The sequence below is a fragment of the Rickettsia endosymbiont of Villa modesta genome, from assembly GCF_964026485.1.
Lineage (GTDB): Bacteria > Pseudomonadota > Alphaproteobacteria > Rickettsiales > Rickettsiaceae > Rickettsia > Rickettsia asembonensis.
Map to the genome: position 1 here is coordinate 750,946 of NZ_OZ032157.1, position 18,761 is coordinate 769,706.

Below are 18,761 nucleotides of genomic sequence, written 5' to 3' on the forward strand. Positions count from 1 at the left end.
GCCGTATCCTCTTTCAGCGTTCTTTTTCCTACCGGCTTATTTTGCGATTGCCGTTCCTGTGGAGGCTCAGAAGCTTTTGTTTGTGCTGCTTCTAAAGGCTCTACTCTTTCAGGAGTATTTATTGAAGATTCAAGCTTATTATCTTCTGCTGCATTTTTTACTCCTTCTTCAGGAACATTAATAGATGATTTACTGCTTAAATTTTCTTTACTCATACATATCTCATAAAATTATGTTCTATGTTATTTCACATTCGATGTCATTCTCGCTCTTTTATGTCATTCCCGCGTAGGCGGGAATCCATCATAAAGCGAGATAACTTTCGCTTTTAATTTTAAAAATTTACTGTATTTATATTTTTTTTCTGGATTCCCGCCTACGCGGGAATGACATAGGAACACTCACCTCTTCCCCATCGCATAGCTAGTAATGAAGTTTTTTATAGGCTTAAAGTTATTTATCGCCTTAAATCCTATTTGTCTTAAACATCTTAAATTTTTGGAATAATTTAAAAAAATATTATTTAACTCATCAGTCAGCTTATACATAATAAAATTATCCTCTTGCCTTAGCTTTTGATATTCTTGTAATGTACCGTTATTACTAACAATCATACTCAAAGTCTCTATATCCTTTATGCCCTGATTAAGCCCCTGTCCTGCTAAAGGATGTACTGTGTGAGCAGTGTCGGCAATAAGCACTATCTTATTATGAAAATATCTATTTGCTATACGAGCTTTTAGCGGAAAACTACTAATCTCACTATCAATAGTAATTTTACCTAAAGAATTACCGGCATTTCTTTGAGTTAAAAATCTAACTTCTTCTACAGGCAAATTAACAATTAAAGCAGCCTGATCAGCAGAAGTTGACCATATTACGGATGAAGCATATTGATTTTTTAAAGGCAGCAAAGCAAAAGGACCAAGCGGCAGGAAATGTTCCATAGCACAATTCTCATGCGGATTTTCATGCTTAATATTAAATGTAAGAGCAGTTTGATAAGGTTTCTCAATTTCATTAGCAAAGTAATGAGATCTCACTTTTGAATTTGCTCCGTCACATATAATTAATAAATTACACTTAATTTGTTTATCATCAAATTTTATAATCGAGTAGTCATTATGGCTTATAACCTCTTGATATTGATTATTATCAATTAATGTTATCAAAGAATTATTAGTTATTTTTGACAATAGTATTTTTTTAAAATCACTATTCTTAACCACATATCCAAGTACAGCGTCATCGTCATTTCGTAAGTCTAATATCTCTGAAGCCTTATTATCTACTACATATACGTCTTGCATTTTTGCCACAAACTTTTCAAGCTCTTCCCATATATCAATAGAGAATAAGAAATTTTTAGAATGCGGCGTTAAAGCAGTAGTTCTTATATCTTTAAAAAACTCTGGACTTTTTACCGATTTACTCTCGAATATAGTAGTTTTTATACCCTTTTGTGCAAAAGAAAGTGCAGTTAGCATACCGCTCAAGCCACATCCTAAGATTATTAGACCTCTTGCATAACTTGTTTCTAAAGGTAATTTGTACGTCAATCCGATGCTCGAATCCTCACGTACTAAGTTGTACGCTGCGGTTCTGCACTGCGTGTTTCCTTCAAATTCCTCTTTATTAACTACGTTATGCAAGAGGTCTATTGTATCAATCTGTTTTGTTTTCATTTGACTCATTTATAAAATATTTTAAATATCCGTTTGTTGCTATAAAACTTAAAAGAAAGTAAATAATTGCTATATCCAAATATGAACTATTGCCTGAGTATAAGCCTAAACAGCAAATAAATAAACTCACTAAAGTCGTGGAGCTATTTAAAATCAATAAATTTGTAAAAATATCTGTTTTTTTGATAAATAGGTAGGTTATTAAGCAAATAAATAATGAAATAATAATTAAAAAGATGTTAAGCATAATTTTTAAAATTGGTTTTACTGCTTGTTAGATGCTTTGTTGTATAAGTCTGATGTCATACCGTGGCTTGACCACGGTATCCATAAAAATAACTTAATAATACTAATAATTTTATTATTAGTAACTGGACCCCGTGGTCAAGCCACGGGGTGACACAGAAAAGCACTAGATTCCCGCATACGCGGGAATGACAATATCACACAGTACCCTCATTATATATAATCCCTTACAATCTTACAAACTGCAAATAAAATTAATTAAAATTCCTTAAATAATTTTAATATTATGTAATCTTAGCCAACCTTTACATTATAAATAGCTATTGTGACAAAAATGTTATAAAAAAATGTTGCTTTCTTTTACATTCGGCATTAACGTATATATTTAGGCTTTGATTAATATTTTTAAGGTAAATTGTAATGTCACAACTCGATGTTTTAATAGTAGACGATGAAGAGAGTATACGAAATCTCATTGCTGCAAATTTGAAAGATGAAGGTTTTAATCCTAAGGTTGCCGCTAATAGTACTCAAGCTCTTAAAATACTTTCCGAAAAACCCGTCTCTGCAGTTATACTTGATATTTGGCTTCAAGGAAGTGAAATTGACGGGCTTGGGATTTTAGAGATAATTAAAAAACGCTATCCTTTAATGCCGGTAATAATTATTAGCGGTCACGGTACTATAGAAACAGCAGTACATGCTATAAAAATGGGTGCTTACAATTATATAGAAAAACCTTTTAATAATGATAAATTAGTTATTTTACTTAAAAGAGCTTGCGAAGTAACAAAGTTAAAACGTGAAAATATAGATTTAAAATCAAAAGTTATAGATAAAACTGAATTAGTAGGCGGATGTTCGGTAACTTTAAAATATAAAATGGAAATAGAAAAGGCAGCTAGCTCTAGCAGTCGTATAATGATTCACGGTAAAGTCGGTAGCGGTAAAGAACTTGCAGCGAGGTTAATTCATAAACAATCTAAAAGGGTTAATAATCCGTTCATTATTTTCAGCCCTACCTGTATGACTACAGAAAAAATTAATCAAGAATTATTCGGCGAATCGGAAAAGCAGGAAAATAATACTAAACGCCCTACTATCTTAGAATTTGCCAATAACGGTACTTTATATATAGATGAGGTCAGTAATATTCCTATTCCTATCCAGGTAAAATTATTAAAATTCCTTAAAGATCAAACTATTACAAAGCCTTGTGGAAAAAATATTAAAGTTGATATAAAAATTATCACTGGTACTTCTAAAAATATTCAAGATGAAGTTAATAACGGCAAATTCCTAGAAGATCTATATTATCGCCTTAATGTATCCTCTCTAAAAGTACCTTCATTATATGAGAGAAAAGAAGATATACCACTACTCGTTAAATATTTTGTTAAGCAGCTTTCAAAATTTTCAGGTTTAAAAGAACGTAACTTTGCTGATGAAACTATCGCTGCTCTTCAATCCTATGAATGGCCGGGTAATATTAGACAATTACGTAATGTAGTTGAATGGACTTTAATTATGAATCCATTAACTACAGGTAATAATGAAATTATCAAACCTTATATGATACCTTCCGAAATATTAGCAAATAGTGCTAATCTCACAAAACTTGAAGATAGTTTTGATATGTTATCTATGCCGCTTAGAGAAGCTAGAGAAGTTTTCGAGCGTCAATATCTATCAGCACAAATGAGTCGTTTTAATAATAATATTTCAAAAACATCTTCATTTGTCGGTATGGAAAGATCGGCTTTGCATCGTAAATTAAAATTATTAAGCTTACATATACCTCCCACAAATAGAATAAATGAAGAAGAATATGAGGAAACAAATGCTTAAAGTCATATCAATAATTACTATTTATTTGTTATTAAGCAGCTGCTCCGAATCTACTCGTGATGCGAATGGATTACTTACGGATAGCCAAAGCACGGTAATTCGGAATTATATAATATCGCAAAATTCTAAAAACCTTAAAGTGAACCTTAAAGAGAAGTTCGGTTCAAATTTAAAAGGAGTCAAATTAATAGGAGTAAAGCTAATAAATGAAGATTTATCAGGAATAGATTTAACTTCCTGCGAAATATTACGTGCTGATTTTGCAGGTAGTAATTTAGAAAAAGCTATACTTACAAATGCTATAATTCAAGAAAGTAATTTTGCAGATTCGGTAATAAAAAATATTTCCGGGTATAATTCTGACTTTCAAGGTTCAATTTTTCACAATATAACATTACAAAATACAAATTTTGTTCAATCAAATTTTAGCGATACTGCTTTTAATAAAACTACTATAATAAATGTCAACTTTGAAAATTCTAAATTTAGTCATGTATTATGGAGCAATAACACTATCGACGGTGTTAATTTTCAAAAAACTAACCTAAAGAATAATAGCTTTAAAAATACTAATATAACAAATTCAATATTTTACGGTACGGATTTAGAAAAAAGTGTAATAAATAATACCAATTTTACTAAAAATTATTTTGAATCTAGCGACCTAAGTCAAACTAAATTAACAGCAGTAATAATTAAGGATTCTAACTTCACACAAAGTATTTTTAATGAAGTAAACTTTAATAACGTACAAAGTAATAACTCTTTCTTTTCATACGCTTCCTTTCAAGATTCAACATTACAGAATATTAGCCTTACTAAATGTGATTTACAAAATAGTACAATTAGTAGTTCAGTTTTAAATCATTTTAAAATCGATAATGCTATATTAAATAATATGAGTCTAAACGATAACAAATTTAATAATTTATCAATAAAAAATAGTGATGCTAATTTTGTAAGGATTAATAAAACTAAAGGCTCAAATATTACTTTAGATAATATAAACTATACTAATAATATTTTTAGCAATAATGATTTTAAACAATTTATAGTGATTAATACTGACTTAAACAGCAGTGAAATAATAAACTCAAATATAACTAACGGACAATTTAATAATGTAAATTTTTCTAAATCTTTAATACAAAACGTAAATTTTTCAGATGTTAAAATTACTTTAGGTAATTTAAACCAAGTAGCTCTAATAAATTCTAATCTAACAAATACTACGGTTATTAACTCCGTCCTTTCTAATTCACAAATAAACAATATTAACTACCAAGCATATTCCGGTTTTATTAATACTAATGTTTCTAATAATATTATTTTAAATAGCGATAATTCGAGCAAAATTCCACCAAATAATATAGTAATAAGTTCGGTAAAAGATTTGCAAAAAATAACTAACCTAACAAATATAAATTTAACAAAACTTGACTTAAGTAGTTTAGTATTTAATGGAACAGATTTTTCAAATAGTATCTTTAAAAATGCTAATTTAACAAATACGGTAATAAAAAATTCTATTTTAAAAGAGGCTAATTTTTCTGCAGCAATACTTACTAAAACAGATTTTTCAAACTCAATATTAACAGATAGCATATTTAAATCAGCTAAAATTGATCAGGCGGGCTTTAGTAACTCTGACCTAACAAATGCCGATTTTACCGAAGCAACAATTAAAGATACTTCATTTGATAAGGCTAAGACAAACGGAATGAAAGGAGTGGAATAATTTTTGTTCTATGTCATTCCTGCGAAAGCAGGAATCCAGAAAAAAGTATAAATACAGCAAATTTTTTGAAATTAAAAGCTGAGGTTATCTCGCTTTATGCTGGTCCCGCCTACGCGGGAATGACATAAAACGAGCCATGCAACAACACCGCAAATGCTCGCAATGACGGGGTGGTATCCATGCAGCAACGCCCCGCTTATGCAGGAATGACACAGACTTTACCACTTTACCTTTGGTGGCTCTTCAAAGATTTTCCTTTATTAGTAGGAGTATTAGACGGTGTAAATGAATTATTATTCATGAAAGCAGTAGGACTTTGCTTCTTCATCCTATTAATAATTCGTTGTTGTTTAAGATTATTTATCTTTTGTCTTCCGGCTATCCTTATAGATTTAGTAATTTTGGCAGTTTCTACAAATATTTCCTGAGGAGTTTGTAGCTGATCAATTTGCTCATAATGTTTTTTAAGAAACTCTTCTTTTATCTTTGGTTTTACTCCTTTCAAATCAATATATGTTTTATATAACTTCTTTAATTTTATTTTAGATTCTTTTATTTGTTGTTTGGAAGATTTTTGAGGAAGTGATTTAATCGAATTAACAAAACTACTGCCTATTTCTTTTATAATATTAACTGCAGGCGAAGCTATTTTCTTTATTCCTTCATAAATTTTACCGAATCCTCTAGCAATAACATCTAATATTTTAGGCTCATATTCTTTAGATATAGGAGGTGTATCCCTAATAATATCTCTAACTTCAGTTAGATTATTAGCTAAATTAAATAATGCTTTTTTTTCCTCTAAATCAGTAGATCGATTAGCATATGAACTAGCTATATCTGCCTGAGCATCTATAGTATCGGTAATTATTGATTTAGTATAATTAAAAGAAAGATCTGTAGATGTCTTTTTTCGTGTTACAGGACTATCTTCTCTTAATTTATCTAGCCTATCACGTATTTCTTGGTCTTTTTGAGCATTGAGAGCTTTACTTTTTTGTTCTAATTTAACCTCGGATTGTATCTTCTCAACTAGCTTATCTACCTCATCATCGGATTCATAACCAGAGTCATAACCGGATTTTTTTGTGGGGGTATAAGGTCTATCTTGGAGCTTTGCAAATCTTTCTTCTAATTCTTCAAGTGTTGGAGGAGTGCCTTTAAGTTTTGCTAATCTTTCTTCTAATTCTTTTATTATTTGATCGTCCTGCTTTTTCTTAGACATATATACCTCTGTAATAATTCCTAGGTTTTGTGAAAGAAAATTAATAAGATTTTTGCAATAATAGTTATTCCTATTTCAAAAAAAGCTTATGATTTACAGCAAAAAATAGATTAATTTAATTTTCCGCACGCAAAGCCTAGTTATTAATAACACAAATTACTAACTAAAATAAAGTATTTTTTGATATGAGCAAGGTATAATTCTACTTTATCAAGTATTTTTAAAGGGTAAGGCAATTCAGCTAGTTCTGTACGTGTCTTATTTTTCCATATGACTTTAAACATTTTTCTTTTTTAACCATTCCCTAACTTCGTCACTAGTATAAGTTTTAAAATCAGGAGCGTTAATTCTTTGTAATTAAATTAATAACACACCAAAACACATAGTAGGTATACGAAGCTCAATTTGGAAAAGAGGAATCGGTTTTGAAGCTTTTAACCGCAGCGTACATACAAGTAACGTGAGGATTAAAAGCAAAAAACAACGTAGCCAATTTTTCAAATTCAGCGAGTATACTTATCCAGCACGTCTGACATGATTTTACGAGCTACGGGGGCGGCGGCTTTACTACCCCCTCCTCCATGGTCAACAAAAACGGTAACGGAGTAACGAGGATCGTGATAAGGAGCGAAGCCTAAGAACAAGGCATGATTACGCCTCTCCCAGGCAATAGAGTCACGGCTTAAATCGTCTTTAGCATTTAGTTTGCCTTGTACTTGGGAAGTACCGGTTTTACCGGCAAGCTGCCTATTTTCACCTAAAATTCTATTATAATACGCCGTACCTCCCGCAACATTAACGGTATTATACAAACTTTCTTGTATAATTTTGATATTTTCAGGCTTAATATTGACATTATAAAATTCCGGATCATTTTTTAATATTCTAGGCGTATATAGTTTACCGTTACTTGCAATAGCCGTAATAAATCTTGCAAGCTGCATCGGCGTTACTCCTAAAAATCCTTGCCCGATTGCTAAATTAAAACTATCCCCTATTAACCAAGGAAGTTTTAATTTTTTCTTTTTCCACTCTTTTGACGGTACAAATCCGCTACTTTCAGGAGCTAAATCAATACCGGTCTTTGAGCCGAGACCAAATTCTCTTGCGACTTCAAGAATTTTATCCGGACCTACTATTCTGGCTAACTCATACATATAAATATTGCAGGAATGCTTTAAAGCAGACATCATATCTACCGTCCCGTGTCCGCTATGATTCCAACATCTAAAGCTATTAGTACCAAGAGCAGAGCTACCGTCGCAAAAAACGGTTTTATTAGGATTAATACCTACTTCAAGGGCTGCAAGTACGGTAATTATTTTAAAAACCGAACCTGGGGGATACGAGCTTTGTATTACCTTATTAATTAAAGGCTTATAAGGATCGCTCATTAAACTTTGCCAATAATTTTCCGATAATTTACTGAAATTATTTGATTCAAAACCCGGTGTGGAAGCACAAATTAGTATGTTTCCAGTTCTAGTATCCATAACTATTGCCGAAGAACCTTTAGGATTTAAATATTGCTGGATATTTTGCTGAAGAGAAGCATCGATATTTAAATACATATCTTCACCCGATTTAGTAGGGGTTCCTGCTATTTCTCTTACCTGCTTACCGTAAGCGTTTACTTCAACTTTTTTATAACCGAATTCTCCTCGTAATTTATTATCGTAATATTTTTCGATACCGGATTTACCAATATTAAAATCACTTAAGCTATGTATATTTAACTCTTGCTTCTCTTGTTCATTTATTTGACCTAGATAACCGATTAAATGAGAAGTAGTGCTTGAAAAAGGATAAAACCTTAAATATCCTATATCGATAAATATTGAAGCCAGTTTATGCTTTTGTTCTTCAATCATTGATACTTGCTGCCAATCAAGCTGATCAAGTATTATTAAAGGAGTGTGGCGACTAGATTTTTTAATTTTTTGCTTAATATAATTATATTTTTCCGGAGATAAATTTAGAATATTACTAATTATTTCTAATTCATCCCGATAATTATTATTAATGCTCCTATCTATTACTAGCTGATAACATGGTTTATTAGTAGCTAAAATATTGCCGTCTAAATCGTAAATTCTTCCTCTAGTCGGCGGAAGTACAACGAAATTAATACGATTCTTATCCGATAAAGTCTTATATTCTTCACTTTTAATAAGTTGTAAATAAAACATTCTTATTCCAAGCAGTGATAAAAATCCGAGTTTACCTAATCCGATTATAAAGGCCCTTCGTGAAATTAACTCACCATGTAGTATTTTTTTATTTAGCATACTTTTTAAAGTAATTCATAGGAGAGTCAATTATAAGACGAACTATATTATAAGAAAATATAGTTGTTAAAAATTGAAAGAAAATTATTAAATATCCGTCTACTTCTAGCTTCTTGATTGTTATTAGTAAATATTTAAAATTCAATATAAATAAGCAATAAACACAAAAAACAACAAAATTTATCAAATAGTTTTTAGCTATAAAAAATTTTGAAGAGAGTTTATATATTATATATGCCGACAAAAAAACTAACGAATTTGTACCGATAGGCATACCGCTTACTTGATCTATAAATAAACCGAGAAAAAATATACTAAAAATATTTAAGGAATATAACGACATAAAATAATAAATAAATATAATTTCCATCGCGGGAAAAATTCTGCTTTGAATATTTATTTTATAACTCACTAACGGAAATAATATTATAAAAAAACATAGCAAAGCAAACAGCAATTTTAATATTATTTGTAAGCTATTTTTATATATTTCCTGTTTTATCTTTAACATGAATAATTTTTTATTATGTGTTTTGTACTGTGTTATACTACAATTAGTTGTCATTCCCTACCCTTATTGTCATTCCCGCTTTCGCGGGCATGACATCAGTATCCACGCAACAATGCCTCCTCGCAATTACAAAATCTATAGTTATTAAGTAATATTTTTAATTTTCAACTTTCTTCTTCACTTTGTTCTATCGGCTCTAAACCATATAAAGATATCATACGCTCAAAAACTCTACCGGCAGTAGGGGCAGCCGTCCAGCTTGCCGTTGCAAAGCCAAAGCTTTCTTTAGTCGGTTTCGGCTCATCAAACCTAATAAAAATAACATATTGCGGGTTAGATGCAGGTAGCACTCCTAAAAACGATGAAGCTCTACTATTTTTTAGATATTTCTTTTTCCCCCCTGCACCTTGGGAAAGCTTTTCTGCCGTACCGGTCTTACCGCCGATAAGATAGCCTTTGACCTCTGCTCTTTTACCGTTACCTTCTCTTACTACCGATCTAAATAATTTCTTCATTTGGGTAGAGGTGTTTTCACTAAAAACTTTTGTACCTATTACTTTTTCATCCTTGCTTTTTAATAAAGTAAGATCATATAAAGTACCGCCGTTAACAACCGGTAACATTGCTCTAACAAAATGCAAAGGGCTAATTGAAATGCCGTAGCCGTACGACATAGTAACACTAGTTAACTCATTCCATCTTTTCTCGGAAGGAAATAACGGAGTACCTCGTTCAGGTAATTCTATTTGTAACTGATCTAATAGACCTAATTTCTTTAAGTATTTTTTAAAATTGCTTTTACCGATTTCAAGCATAATTTGACTTGTGCCAATATTTGAAGAATATAGAAAAATCTCAGGCACACTATGCCACCCTTGCCTTGGTGTATAATCCTTAAGCTGGAATCCTCCTACTTTCATATAGCTTATATCATAAGCATCATTCATATTTATTGCACCGGTATCAAAACCGACTGCCATAGTTAATGCCTTAAACACCGAACCCATTTCATAAATGCCAAGACTTGCTATATTAAATAGCTCTTCCGGTTTGGCTAAACTCGGATGATGAGGATCGAAATCAGGCTTATTTACTAATGCTAAAATCTCACCATTATTTGGATCGGCAATAATGCCTACTGCTCCTATGGCCTTAAATTGCTTTAAAGTTTTATCAATCTCTTCACTTAAAATACTTTGTAATCTGATATCAATAGATAATTGAAGTGGTTCTTTCTGATTCTTTGGTTCGTTTAATTCATAATCAGAATTAGTTAAATATTTATCGTAAGCGAGTTCTAAACCACTAAGCCCTACCGAATCTCTACCTACATAACCGACAACATGCGACAATAAATTAGAAAAAGTATAAATTCGTTTCTGCTCTTCTTCAAATTCAAAACCAAGTAATCCAAGGCTAGTTATTTTTTCCTGCTGACTAGGTAATAAATCTCTTTTTACCCATATAAAGCTTTTATTTGACTTAAGTTCCGCAAGTAATTTAGCTTTATTAATATCAGGTAGAATTTCTGCTAGCTTTTTTACGGAAGTTTCAGGATCGAGAACTATTTGTGGATTAGCGAATAATGACGCAGAAGGTAGGTTAACTGCTAATAAATTACCGTTTCGGTCAATTATTTCTTTTCTAAATTGATGATTTTTTTTAAAGGAATTAATATTTTTATCGTAAACATTCGTAGCAACGATTATCAATCTGTAAGACAAAGTGCAAAAAAGAAAAGAAAAGCCACAAATAACCATTAATAATCGGATTTTTGTATTTTTACTACAAACATTCCAAATTATCAAACTTTTAATTGCTGGTTTCCATTTTTCTAAAATTTGTTTCATACAATAAGTTGTCATTCCGCGACTTGATCGCGGAATCTATGTATAAATATTAATTTTTTGGATTCCGCGATCAAGTCGCGGAATGACAATCACTTCACTCTACTCGAAACAGTTTGTATATACTTATTATTCGTAATTCTTTTGTAACGCCATTTACTACTCTTTGAAATACTAATATTATGATTAAATTTAATATTTTGATCGATATTTGGTCCTAACGGATCTTTTATCATTTGATAAGATTTAACTGTTTCTAATTTTAAATAAGCTGCCGCAAGTTTTTCCAATCTAGCCGGCAAAAGTAGATAAGCTTGCTCTGCTTTTAAAATATGAATATTATTATTCTCACTATTTATCTGTTTTACAACGCTACTTAATTGATAATCAAGGGTTGAGACTCGCTCTTTTATGCTAAACAAACTACATATTGCTATAATTGTTATCAATAATGTTAAATAGTGAAACTTTCTTATAGTCATAACTAAATTACTCTTGTATTTCCTATAATACTTAGACAATTTTTTAAAAGCATTCGATATCATGCCCGCCTGGATCAATTTCGCCTCTGTCATCCCGTGGCTTGACCACGGGATCTAAAAATAATAAATTAGATACCGCGACCAAGTCGCGGTATGACAAAGAACTGGATTCCCGCCTTCGCGGAAAGGCTTTGTTGCATGGATACCCAAATCGTCATCGCGAGGAGCGAAGCGACGTGGCAATCCAGAAAAATAATAAAAAAATTCTGTAAATCAGAATTTTTTTCTTCCTTGCTTCATCAAAACTTACAGTTTTTCCTCGCAATGACGACATTCAGTATCCACGCAACAATGCCTCGCGGGAATGACATAAATCAAGCCATGCAACAATGACATAGGCTATAGTATCTTTTTTGCGGCTCGAAGTTTTGCCGACCTTGCTCTAATATTTATCCCTACTTCTTTATCTGACGGTGCTAGAGCTTTATTAGTAATAATCTTAAGCCATTTATCCGGATCAATTGCTATATCTTCTTTAGCATATTTTGACCTTGCTACCGGCTTTTCTGAATTTTCTTTAAAGAAATTCTTAACTATCCTGTCTTCTAAAGAGTGAAAAGACACCACAACTAAACGTCCGTCTTTCTTTAATATATTCTGCACATTTTCTAAAAATCTTTCTAACTCTCTAAGCTCATCGTTTATATAAATCCTAATAGCTTGAAAGGTTTTAGTCGCAGGATCAATTTTGCCTTTTCTAAATCCTATACTACTTCTAACAATCTCGGCTAACTTACCGGTACTATCAATTCTCGCCGTTTTTCTATATTCTACAATTCTCTTAGCAATTCTTCGTGCAAAGCTCTCATCACCGTATTTATAAATTACATCGGCTAGCTCTTTTTCTTCTGCCGTATTTACAAACTCCTCGGCACTAAGCCCCTGCCCACTCATACGCATATCAAGCGGTCCATCATGTAAAAACGAAAATCCTCTATCTGCTATATCTAACTGCATTGATGAAACGCCTAAATCCAGCACTACTCCATCAAATTTTTTTTCCTTAAGCTTTGCAAAACTATCCGCAAAATTCGTTTCTATAAAATCAAATCTCTCACCGTAATTTTGCTTAATTTCCTCGGCTCTTTTAATCACATTCGGATCACGGTCCAAAGCTGTGATATAACAGTCACAGCTTTCTAATATTGCTTTGCTATATCCTCCTGCTCCGAACGTACAATCTAAATAAAACTCACCATCTTTTGGAGCTAAATTTGCCAGCATTTCATTTAGCATTACCGGTATATGTGGCTGCTGCATCAATTTGCATTCCTTAGAGTTAACCGCTTTTCATGAGCAATTTTTTGAGCTGAACTTAAATATTTCTCAAAATTTTGCGGCTGCCAAATCTCAAAAATCACCCCTTTACCTACAAAACATGCTTGCTCCTCAATCCCTGCATGCTTCATTAAAGATTGCGGCAATATAACTCTTCCCTCCCCATCAAACGAAAGCTGCACGGCTTCCCCGAATATCATAGTCTCAAAGGCATCACGCTCCTCGGAATAAGGATCAAGAGTTTCAATCATCTGTCTTAATTTCTCAATATGCGAAATACCGCACGCCTCTATACAATTATTCCTAATTGACGGATAAGCAATTACACCGTTAAATAATTCTTTCCCTAGTACCGCACGGTAATTCGCCGGCACTGACACCCTACTCTTTTTATCAACACCATTTACATACTTAGATAAAAATACATTCATTGGTATAATTTGGGTTAATTTGGGATTTTATGGTAATTTATAGGATATTATAGGAATATCAAGGAGTCAAGGATTTTTAACAAGCAGGGGTTAAATTATTAAGATGGCATCCCGTGGCTTGACCACGGGATCCAATCTTTTATTTTCCTCTATATCTCCTGAATAAATCGGTCTTGTTGCGTAGCTCTTATGTCATTCCCACGAAAGCGGGAATCTAGAAAAAAATTATAAATACAGTAAATTTGTTAAATTAAAAGCTCGATTTATCTCGCTTTATTATGGATTCCCGCCTACGCGGGAATGACATCAAGCCACACAACAAAGCTTAGCCCGATGATTTTATGGATTTTTTGTAAGTGATTCTTACTTTACAACTTCATATTATTTAATATATTTACTTAAGGTAAATAATTATAATAATTTTATGGCTAAAGATAGAAACATAGAAACGAACGCAGCCCTAACAACAGGACATTCTTTCGATGCTGCAAATATGATATCCGAATGTTGGCTTATTAGAGTAGACGTAGCTATACTCTAACCCCTACTTCTCTTTCCAATTCCAAACACGACCTTGAATTAACCGGTGAAGTACATGAAGAAGCTTCTTAGCATTTAAAATCTTGACATATACTTTGAATCGGACTAGACTAAGTTAGTTTAAATCAGTTAAAAAGTTTAAAATGCAAATAGTTAACATTCATAATGCAAAAACTCATTTATCCGAATTAATAAAATTAGCTGCAAACGGCGAAGAAATAATTATATGTAAATCAGGCAAGCCTACCGTTAAACTTGTCCAATATAATCCTAAGAAGCAACGGCGTAAACCCGGATATTGGGAAGGTAAAGTTGTTGTAAAAGAGGATTTTGATGACCTACCCGATGATTTTATGGATTTTTTTAAGTAACTGTCTCAGATGAAATATTTATTAGATACACATATTTTATTGCAGTGGCTAAATAATGATAAAACTCTGCCGTATAAAATAGCAGAGATTATAGCTAATCCCGATAATATAATTTTCGTAAGCAGTGTAAACACATGGGAGATTACTATTAAAAAATCTTTAGGAAAACTAGAAGCTCCAAATGATCTAGAAAAAGCCATTGAGGCTAATGAATTTCAAAAATTACCGATTTCTATAGCACATAGCACTTATATTGCAAATTTACCTTTATATCATAAGGACCCATTTGATAGACTATTGATAGCCCAAGCAATAGTAGAAGGTTTAACCCTATTAACTTGCGATACTTACATATCTAAATATTTCGTACATACAATTAAAGCTTAATATATAAAAAAATATTGATTTATTAATTTTTATTAATGATTACTATTTTGAACATAAATAAAGGTTAATCATGCCACAATTTGAATGTATCACTACTCCGCTCAGGTCACTCGGAAGTTATCAACCTAACTTCCTTTGCTTATTTGTTTAATATTGGCAACAAGCTATTTACTTCCGTCCCCTATCATGCATTTATGAAAGATAATACTACTAATATACTTCTTTAACTTGAAAAGTTGGAAAATGAATATTTAGATGAGCGAATAATCAATGTTCTTATGGATAATTAATATCTAATACTACCAATTCTTCAGGTAAAAGAAGTATATCATCAGACTTACCATTGTTCCTATAAACACCCCTCTAAGGTTGAAATATTGCAACGATAAAGAATAATATTCCCACGTTAAAAAAGCAGTTGCTCCGCCAAGTGATGATAAAACCATTACGGTTTTAGATGTTCTAATGCCGAAAAGCGTTGTTATTAACGGCACTAATATTACCGGTCCCCAAAAGCCGGTAAAGAACACTACTAAGTCAATTACATTACTAAATCTTAAAGCTACAATTATTGCAAAACTCCCTATTATAATGTTAATAATTCGGGCAATTAATAATAATTTATGCTGATTTTTTACTTTAAGTATAGGGTTAATTATGTCCTTAACGAGAGCTATAGAAGTAACGTTTAAATCAGAATCGGCAGTAGACATAACGGCAGCTAAGAGTCCGCTCATTACTACCCCTTGAATTAAAGGCGGAATAATTTGGTTGATTAAATAAGGTAATACTAAATTTGACGGTTGGTTTGGATAAAGCTTATAAGCAATTAAACCGTTTAAAGTAATGCAAATCAAGAAGAAAAAATATATAGCGGATTTTGCATATATTGCTTTAGTTGTTTGCGTAGGATTTTTATTAATTAAAGCTCTTTGAATAAATGTAGGATATAGATTCATGACGCTAAAGCTTAAAGCTGCTGCAATCGTATAAGAAAGTAGGTTGCTCTGATCAAAATTTGCATTTTCCGTAGGTAGGTTATTAATAAAATCTACAAAACCGATTTTATTTAAACTGATAAAAGTTATGGTCGGTATAGCGATTATCATTGCCAAAAATTGTAGTGAATTAGTAAAAACAATAGATTGTAAGCCGCCGATTGTAGTATATATAAGTACTATACTATAACTTAAAATTACCCCATTTACATAATTTATTTCTAAGATATATTGAAAAATATAGCCGCTTACGCTTATTTGAGCAGCCAAAAACCCTACTGAAACAATGACTGAGCTAACACCGCCGGTAAAACGACCGATGTTACCGTAATATGTACTCAGGATATCGCCGATGCTTTCAGCTCCGTAATGTTTGGCAATTAAAGGCACTATATAGATCGCAATTAATATATCTATAGGTATTGTAAGCATCAAAGCATAAGCATAATATTCGTGTCCTAAAAAAACCTTTTCCATAATGCCGAAAGTGGTAGCACCTCCGACAGAACTTGCAAATATTGTAGCTATTAATAACAGCTTACTATTTTTCGCTTTACTTTCAACATTTGCATAGTTCTTAAAACTACTATGTTTAGCTCGGTAATATATACCAATAAGTAGAATAGATATTAGGTATATGAATACGATAACATTATCTATAGGTATTTTAAGCATAAATTAGGTTTAGTTTTTAAATGACATTCACTATAGGTTATTATTTTTTAATATACTATAATTAATTTAAACTTCAGATGCAGAACCTAAAATGGTAGTACTATATTTTTCATAAATATCTTTATCAGGATTATATTGATATATATTATCTTGATGCTCTATAAACTTATTTCTTTTTTACTTAATAGCTCCATTGGCATATAAGTGTTATCATTATCTTGGTCTAAAGTTTTTTTACTATTTTTACAATATTCTTGGATTTTTAAAATAGCTAATATAGCAAAAATTACACAACAAATTGTTAATATACCTCTAGTAAATGAAAAATTGTCAAAGAAGTCAGCAAGTGTTATTAAGTAAGAATGGATTTATAGAAAATTAACATCAGTAGAAAAAGAAGAATTAAAGCTTTACCATAGAAGCGAAAGGGATAAGAGGATTTGTGATAGAATCAAAGCTGTTTTCATGTATGATGATAGCTATAGTATTGATGAGATATCGAAAGTGTTATTACTGAGTGATGGGGAGGGATAAGAAAACATTTAATAGATTATCATAATGCTCAGAAGCTTAAGCCTGGAAATGGCGGTAGTGATAGTAAACTTACTAGACAGGAGGAAGCAGAGTTAATAGTTCATCTAGAAAATAATAATTATGTGTATGCTAGAGATATAGGTTTGTTCATAGAACGTCAATATGGAGTAATCTATACATTAGCTGGGGTAATCAAGCTGTTACACAGACTTGGTTTTAGTTATCAGAAACCTAAGTTAATTCCTGGAAAAATAGATTTAGCTAAGCAAGAGGAATTTAAGCTGCAATATAGTTTGCTAAAAAATAATTTAGCTAAAGATGAGTCTATTTATTTTATGGATAGTGTTCATCCTCAATACCAAACTCGAGCAAGATTTGGTTGGATTAGAAAGAATGTAGTTAAAACATTACCAAGTTTCAGTGGTTGGAAGCGTAAACATATTATTGGTGCTATTAATCTTAAGGATTTAGAGGTAGTAACAACTGACAATCCTAAGGTTAATGGTGATTATATTATTGAATTTTTAAAGAAATTAGAAGCAAATAATCAAGATAAAAGTAAGATTTATTTGATATGCGATAATGCTGGATATCATAGGTCAAAAAAGGTAAAAGAATATCTACAATACAGTAAAATAGAGTTACTATTTTTGCCAGCATATAGTCCTAATTTGAATCCAATTGAACGACTGTGGAAATTTATGCATTCTGTTGTAAGTAACAATAAATTTTATGCGAATTTTGAGACATTTACTGATTCTATACGAATATTTTTTGAAAATATTGAAAAATATAAAAATAAAATTTCTTCATTGGTAAATGACAATTTTCAAACCATTGTGCCTAATCATTTTAACAACTCTTCATGTTGAAGAAGTATATTAGAGAGGATATTAAAAACAAGTATAGCATCACATTATGATGGATATAAGGATTTATCATCAGAACAAATAAAGCAAAAATTTTCTAAATTCAAAAAACAACTGAATCAAGATTTACAAAATTTTACAGAAATTAAAGCACTGTTAGACGATTATTCTAACGGAAAGAAAATTCCAATAAATACACATACTATAGTAGAAGACGAGGTCTATGTTTCGGATTTTGACAAAGCTGCACCTAAATCAACAAAAACAGGCTCTAGGTTAGAACATACTCCTTCTAAATCAGGTATATTTCGTACTTTCTCGCTTAAGGAACTTAAGGAGCTGGATGAAGAAACTCCCTTAACCGGTGATATAAAAAATCTAAAAGATATATTTCATTCTGAACTTGAATAATGTTATTCATACAGAGACAGGGAAGTATTGTTGAGTAGATAACCAATTCGTCATTGCGAGGAGGCATTGTTGCGTGGACCTGCTTTTCCGTCATTGCGAGAAGAATTACGCAGTAATTCGACGAAGCAATCCAGTAAAAAATTCTGATTTACAGAATTTTTTTAATTATTTTTCTGGATTGCCACGTCGCTTCGCTCCTCGCAATGACGATTCGAGTATCCATGCAGCAACACCGATTTATTCACGGAATCCAGTTAAAAATACTAATAAAATTAGTATTTTTAGTTGTTTTTCTGGATTACTGATTTTAGTTAGAAATAACATCAAATAAAAAACC

16 protein-coding genes and 2 pseudogenes are annotated in these 18,761 nt (G+C 31.6%); 5 read left to right on the forward strand and 13 right to left on the reverse strand.

Annotation, left to right across the window (positions count from 1 at the left end; all coding sequences use genetic code 11):
- Positions 1-13: 13 nt before the first annotated feature.
- The 3 genes and pseudogenes from AC5584_RS04315 to AC5584_RS04325 all read right to left on the reverse strand — a co-directional run bounded on the left by AC5584_RS04315 (position 14) and on the right by AC5584_RS04325 (position 1,932).
- Positions 14-215, reverse strand: a pseudogene (locus tag AC5584_RS04315) (2-octaprenyl-6-methoxyphenyl hydroxylase).
- A 186-nt stretch (positions 216-401) separates the two neighbouring features.
- Positions 402-1,685: a 2-octaprenyl-6-methoxyphenyl hydroxylase gene (gene ubiH, locus AC5584_RS04320; RefSeq protein ID WP_499215991.1), complete on the reverse strand. Its 1,284-nt coding sequence runs from the start codon at positions 1,683-1,685 to the stop codon at positions 402-404.
- On the reverse strand, positions 1,666-1,932 hold the full coding sequence (locus tag AC5584_RS04325; protein ID WP_499215992.1) for a monovalent cation/H+ antiporter complex subunit F: 267 nt from the start codon (positions 1,930-1,932) through the stop codon (positions 1,666-1,668). The genes ubiH and AC5584_RS04325 overlap by 20 nt, the downstream gene beginning before the upstream one ends.
- Before the next feature lie 419 nt (positions 1,933-2,351).
- On the opposite strand from AC5584_RS04325, the gene AC5584_RS04330 reads away from it, so the two are divergent.
- Both AC5584_RS04330 and AC5584_RS04335 read left to right on the forward strand, forming a co-directional pair.
- The gene (locus tag AC5584_RS04330) at positions 2,352-3,779 is read left to right on the forward strand and encodes a sigma-54-dependent transcriptional regulator (protein WP_499215993.1); all 1,428 of its coding nucleotides are present in this window, start codon (positions 2,352-2,354) and stop codon (positions 3,777-3,779) included.
- Complete coding sequence (locus tag AC5584_RS04335; RefSeq protein WP_499215994.1) at positions 3,772-5,517, forward strand: pentapeptide repeat-containing protein; 1,746 nt, start codon at positions 3,772-3,774, stop codon at positions 5,515-5,517. Before AC5584_RS04330 ends, AC5584_RS04335 begins: the two co-directional genes overlap by 8 nt.
- A gap of 226 nt (positions 5,518-5,743) precedes the next feature.
- On the opposite strand, the gene AC5584_RS04340 is transcribed toward AC5584_RS04335, so the two are convergent.
- The 8 genes from AC5584_RS04340 to mraZ form a co-directional block, all read right to left on the reverse strand.
- A complete protein-coding gene (locus AC5584_RS04340) occupies positions 5,744-6,742 on the reverse strand; it encodes a hypothetical protein (protein ID WP_499215995.1) in 999 nt (332 codons plus the stop codon).
- Between the two features lie 503 nt (positions 6,743-7,245).
- Entirely contained in the window at positions 7,246-9,030 is a 1,785-nt protein-coding gene (gene mrdA / locus AC5584_RS04345; protein WP_499162084.1) for a penicillin-binding protein 2, read from the reverse strand.
- Entirely contained in the window at positions 9,020-9,541 is a 522-nt protein-coding gene (locus tag AC5584_RS04350; protein WP_410527167.1) for a hypothetical protein, read from the reverse strand. Before AC5584_RS04350 ends, mrdA begins: the two co-directional genes overlap by 11 nt.
- Positions 9,542-9,705: 164 nt before the next feature.
- Positions 9,706-11,391: a peptidoglycan D,D-transpeptidase FtsI family protein gene (locus AC5584_RS04355; protein ID WP_499215996.1), complete on the reverse strand. Its 1,686-nt coding sequence runs from the start codon at positions 11,389-11,391 to the stop codon at positions 9,706-9,708.
- 89 nt (positions 11,392-11,480) lie between these two features.
- Complete coding sequence (ftsL, locus tag AC5584_RS04360) at positions 11,481-11,870, reverse strand: cell division protein FtsL (protein WP_410527492.1); 390 nt, start codon at positions 11,868-11,870, stop codon at positions 11,481-11,483.
- Positions 11,871-11,913: 43 nt separating this feature from the next.
- The gene (locus tag AC5584_RS04365; RefSeq protein ID WP_499215997.1) at positions 11,914-12,030 is read right to left on the reverse strand and encodes a palindromic element RPE4 domain-containing protein; all 117 of its coding nucleotides are present in this window, start codon (positions 12,028-12,030) and stop codon (positions 11,914-11,916) included.
- 239 nt (positions 12,031-12,269) lie between these two features.
- Positions 12,270-13,190 carry a 16S rRNA (cytosine(1402)-N(4))-methyltransferase RsmH gene (gene rsmH, locus AC5584_RS04370; protein ID WP_499215998.1) on the reverse strand — a complete coding sequence of 307 codons (921 nt, stop codon included), beginning with the start codon at positions 13,188-13,190 and terminating at the stop codon, positions 12,270-12,272.
- Positions 13,190-13,639, reverse strand: a complete 450-nt coding sequence (gene mraZ / locus AC5584_RS04375) for a division/cell wall cluster transcriptional repressor MraZ (RefSeq protein WP_410527496.1) — start codon at positions 13,637-13,639, stop codon at positions 13,190-13,192. The genes rsmH and mraZ overlap by 1 nt, the downstream gene beginning before the upstream one ends.
- Before the next feature lie 683 nt (positions 13,640-14,322).
- On the opposite strand from mraZ, the gene AC5584_RS04380 reads away from it, so the two are divergent.
- Both AC5584_RS04380 and AC5584_RS04385 read left to right on the forward strand, forming a co-directional pair.
- Entirely contained in the window at positions 14,323-14,550 is a 228-nt protein-coding gene (locus AC5584_RS04380) for a type II toxin-antitoxin system Phd/YefM family antitoxin (protein WP_045813176.1), read from the forward strand.
- Positions 14,551-14,559: 9 nt separating this feature from the next.
- The gene (locus AC5584_RS04385; protein ID WP_499162091.1) at positions 14,560-14,937 is read left to right on the forward strand and encodes a type II toxin-antitoxin system VapC family toxin; all 378 of its coding nucleotides are present in this window, start codon (positions 14,560-14,562) and stop codon (positions 14,935-14,937) included.
- 299 nt (positions 14,938-15,236) lie between these two features.
- Here the strand turns inward: AC5584_RS04385 and AC5584_RS04390 are convergent, their stop codons facing one another.
- A complete protein-coding gene (locus tag AC5584_RS04390) occupies positions 15,237-16,610 on the reverse strand; it encodes a sodium:solute symporter family protein (protein WP_499215999.1) in 1,374 nt (457 codons plus the stop codon).
- 545 nt (positions 16,611-17,155) lie between these two features.
- Here AC5584_RS04390 and AC5584_RS04395 point away from each other — a divergent pair.
- Complete coding sequence (locus AC5584_RS04395; protein ID WP_499216963.1) at positions 17,156-18,016, forward strand: IS630 family transposase; 861 nt, start codon at positions 17,156-17,158, stop codon at positions 18,014-18,016.
- Between the two features lie 491 nt (positions 18,017-18,507).
- On the opposite strand, the pseudogene AC5584_RS04400 reads toward AC5584_RS04395, so the two are convergent.
- A pseudogene (locus AC5584_RS04400) lies at positions 18,508-18,647 on the reverse strand (zinc ABC transporter substrate-binding protein); the annotation flags it as partial.
- Positions 18,648-18,761: the final 114 nt, after the last annotated feature.

Coding starts and splice junctions, on each gene's coding strand:
- ubiH (WP_499215991.1), bottom strand. CDS start 1,685: ATGAAAACAAAACAGATTGATACAATAGACCTCTTGCATAACGTAGTT.
- AC5584_RS04325 (WP_499215992.1), bottom strand. CDS start 1,932: ATGCTTAACATCTTTTTAATTATTATTTCATTATTTATTTGCTTAATA.
- AC5584_RS04330 (WP_499215993.1), top strand. CDS start 2,352: ATGTCACAACTCGATGTTTTAATAGTAGACGATGAAGAGAGTATACGA.
- AC5584_RS04335 (WP_499215994.1), top strand. CDS start 3,772: ATGCTTAAAGTCATATCAATAATTACTATTTATTTGTTATTAAGCAGC.
- AC5584_RS04340 (WP_499215995.1), bottom strand. CDS start 6,742: ATGTCTAAGAAAAAGCAGGACGATCAAATAATAAAAGAATTAGAAGAA.
- mrdA (WP_499162084.1), bottom strand. CDS start 9,030: ATGCTAAATAAAAAAATACTACATGGTGAGTTAATTTCACGAAGGGCC.
- AC5584_RS04350 (WP_410527167.1), bottom strand. CDS start 9,541: ATGTTAAAGATAAAACAGGAAATATATAAAAATAGCTTACAAATAATA.
- AC5584_RS04355 (WP_499215996.1), bottom strand. CDS start 11,391: ATGAAACAAATTTTAGAAAAATGGAAACCAGCAATTAAAAGTTTGATA.
- ftsL (WP_410527492.1), bottom strand. CDS start 11,870: ATGACTATAAGAAAGTTTCACTATTTAACATTATTGATAACAATTATA.
- rsmH (WP_499215998.1), bottom strand. CDS start 13,190: ATGCAGCAGCCACATATACCGGTAATGCTAAATGAAATGCTGGCAAAT.
- mraZ (WP_410527496.1), bottom strand. CDS start 13,639: ATGAATGTATTTTTATCTAAGTATGTAAATGGTGTTGATAAAAAGAGT.
- AC5584_RS04380 (WP_045813176.1), top strand. CDS start 14,323: ATGCAAATAGTTAACATTCATAATGCAAAAACTCATTTATCCGAATTA.
- AC5584_RS04385 (WP_499162091.1), top strand. CDS start 14,560: ATGAAATATTTATTAGATACACATATTTTATTGCAGTGGCTAAATAAT.
- AC5584_RS04390 (WP_499215999.1), bottom strand. CDS start 16,610: ATGCTTAAAATACCTATAGATAATGTTATCGTATTCATATACCTAATA.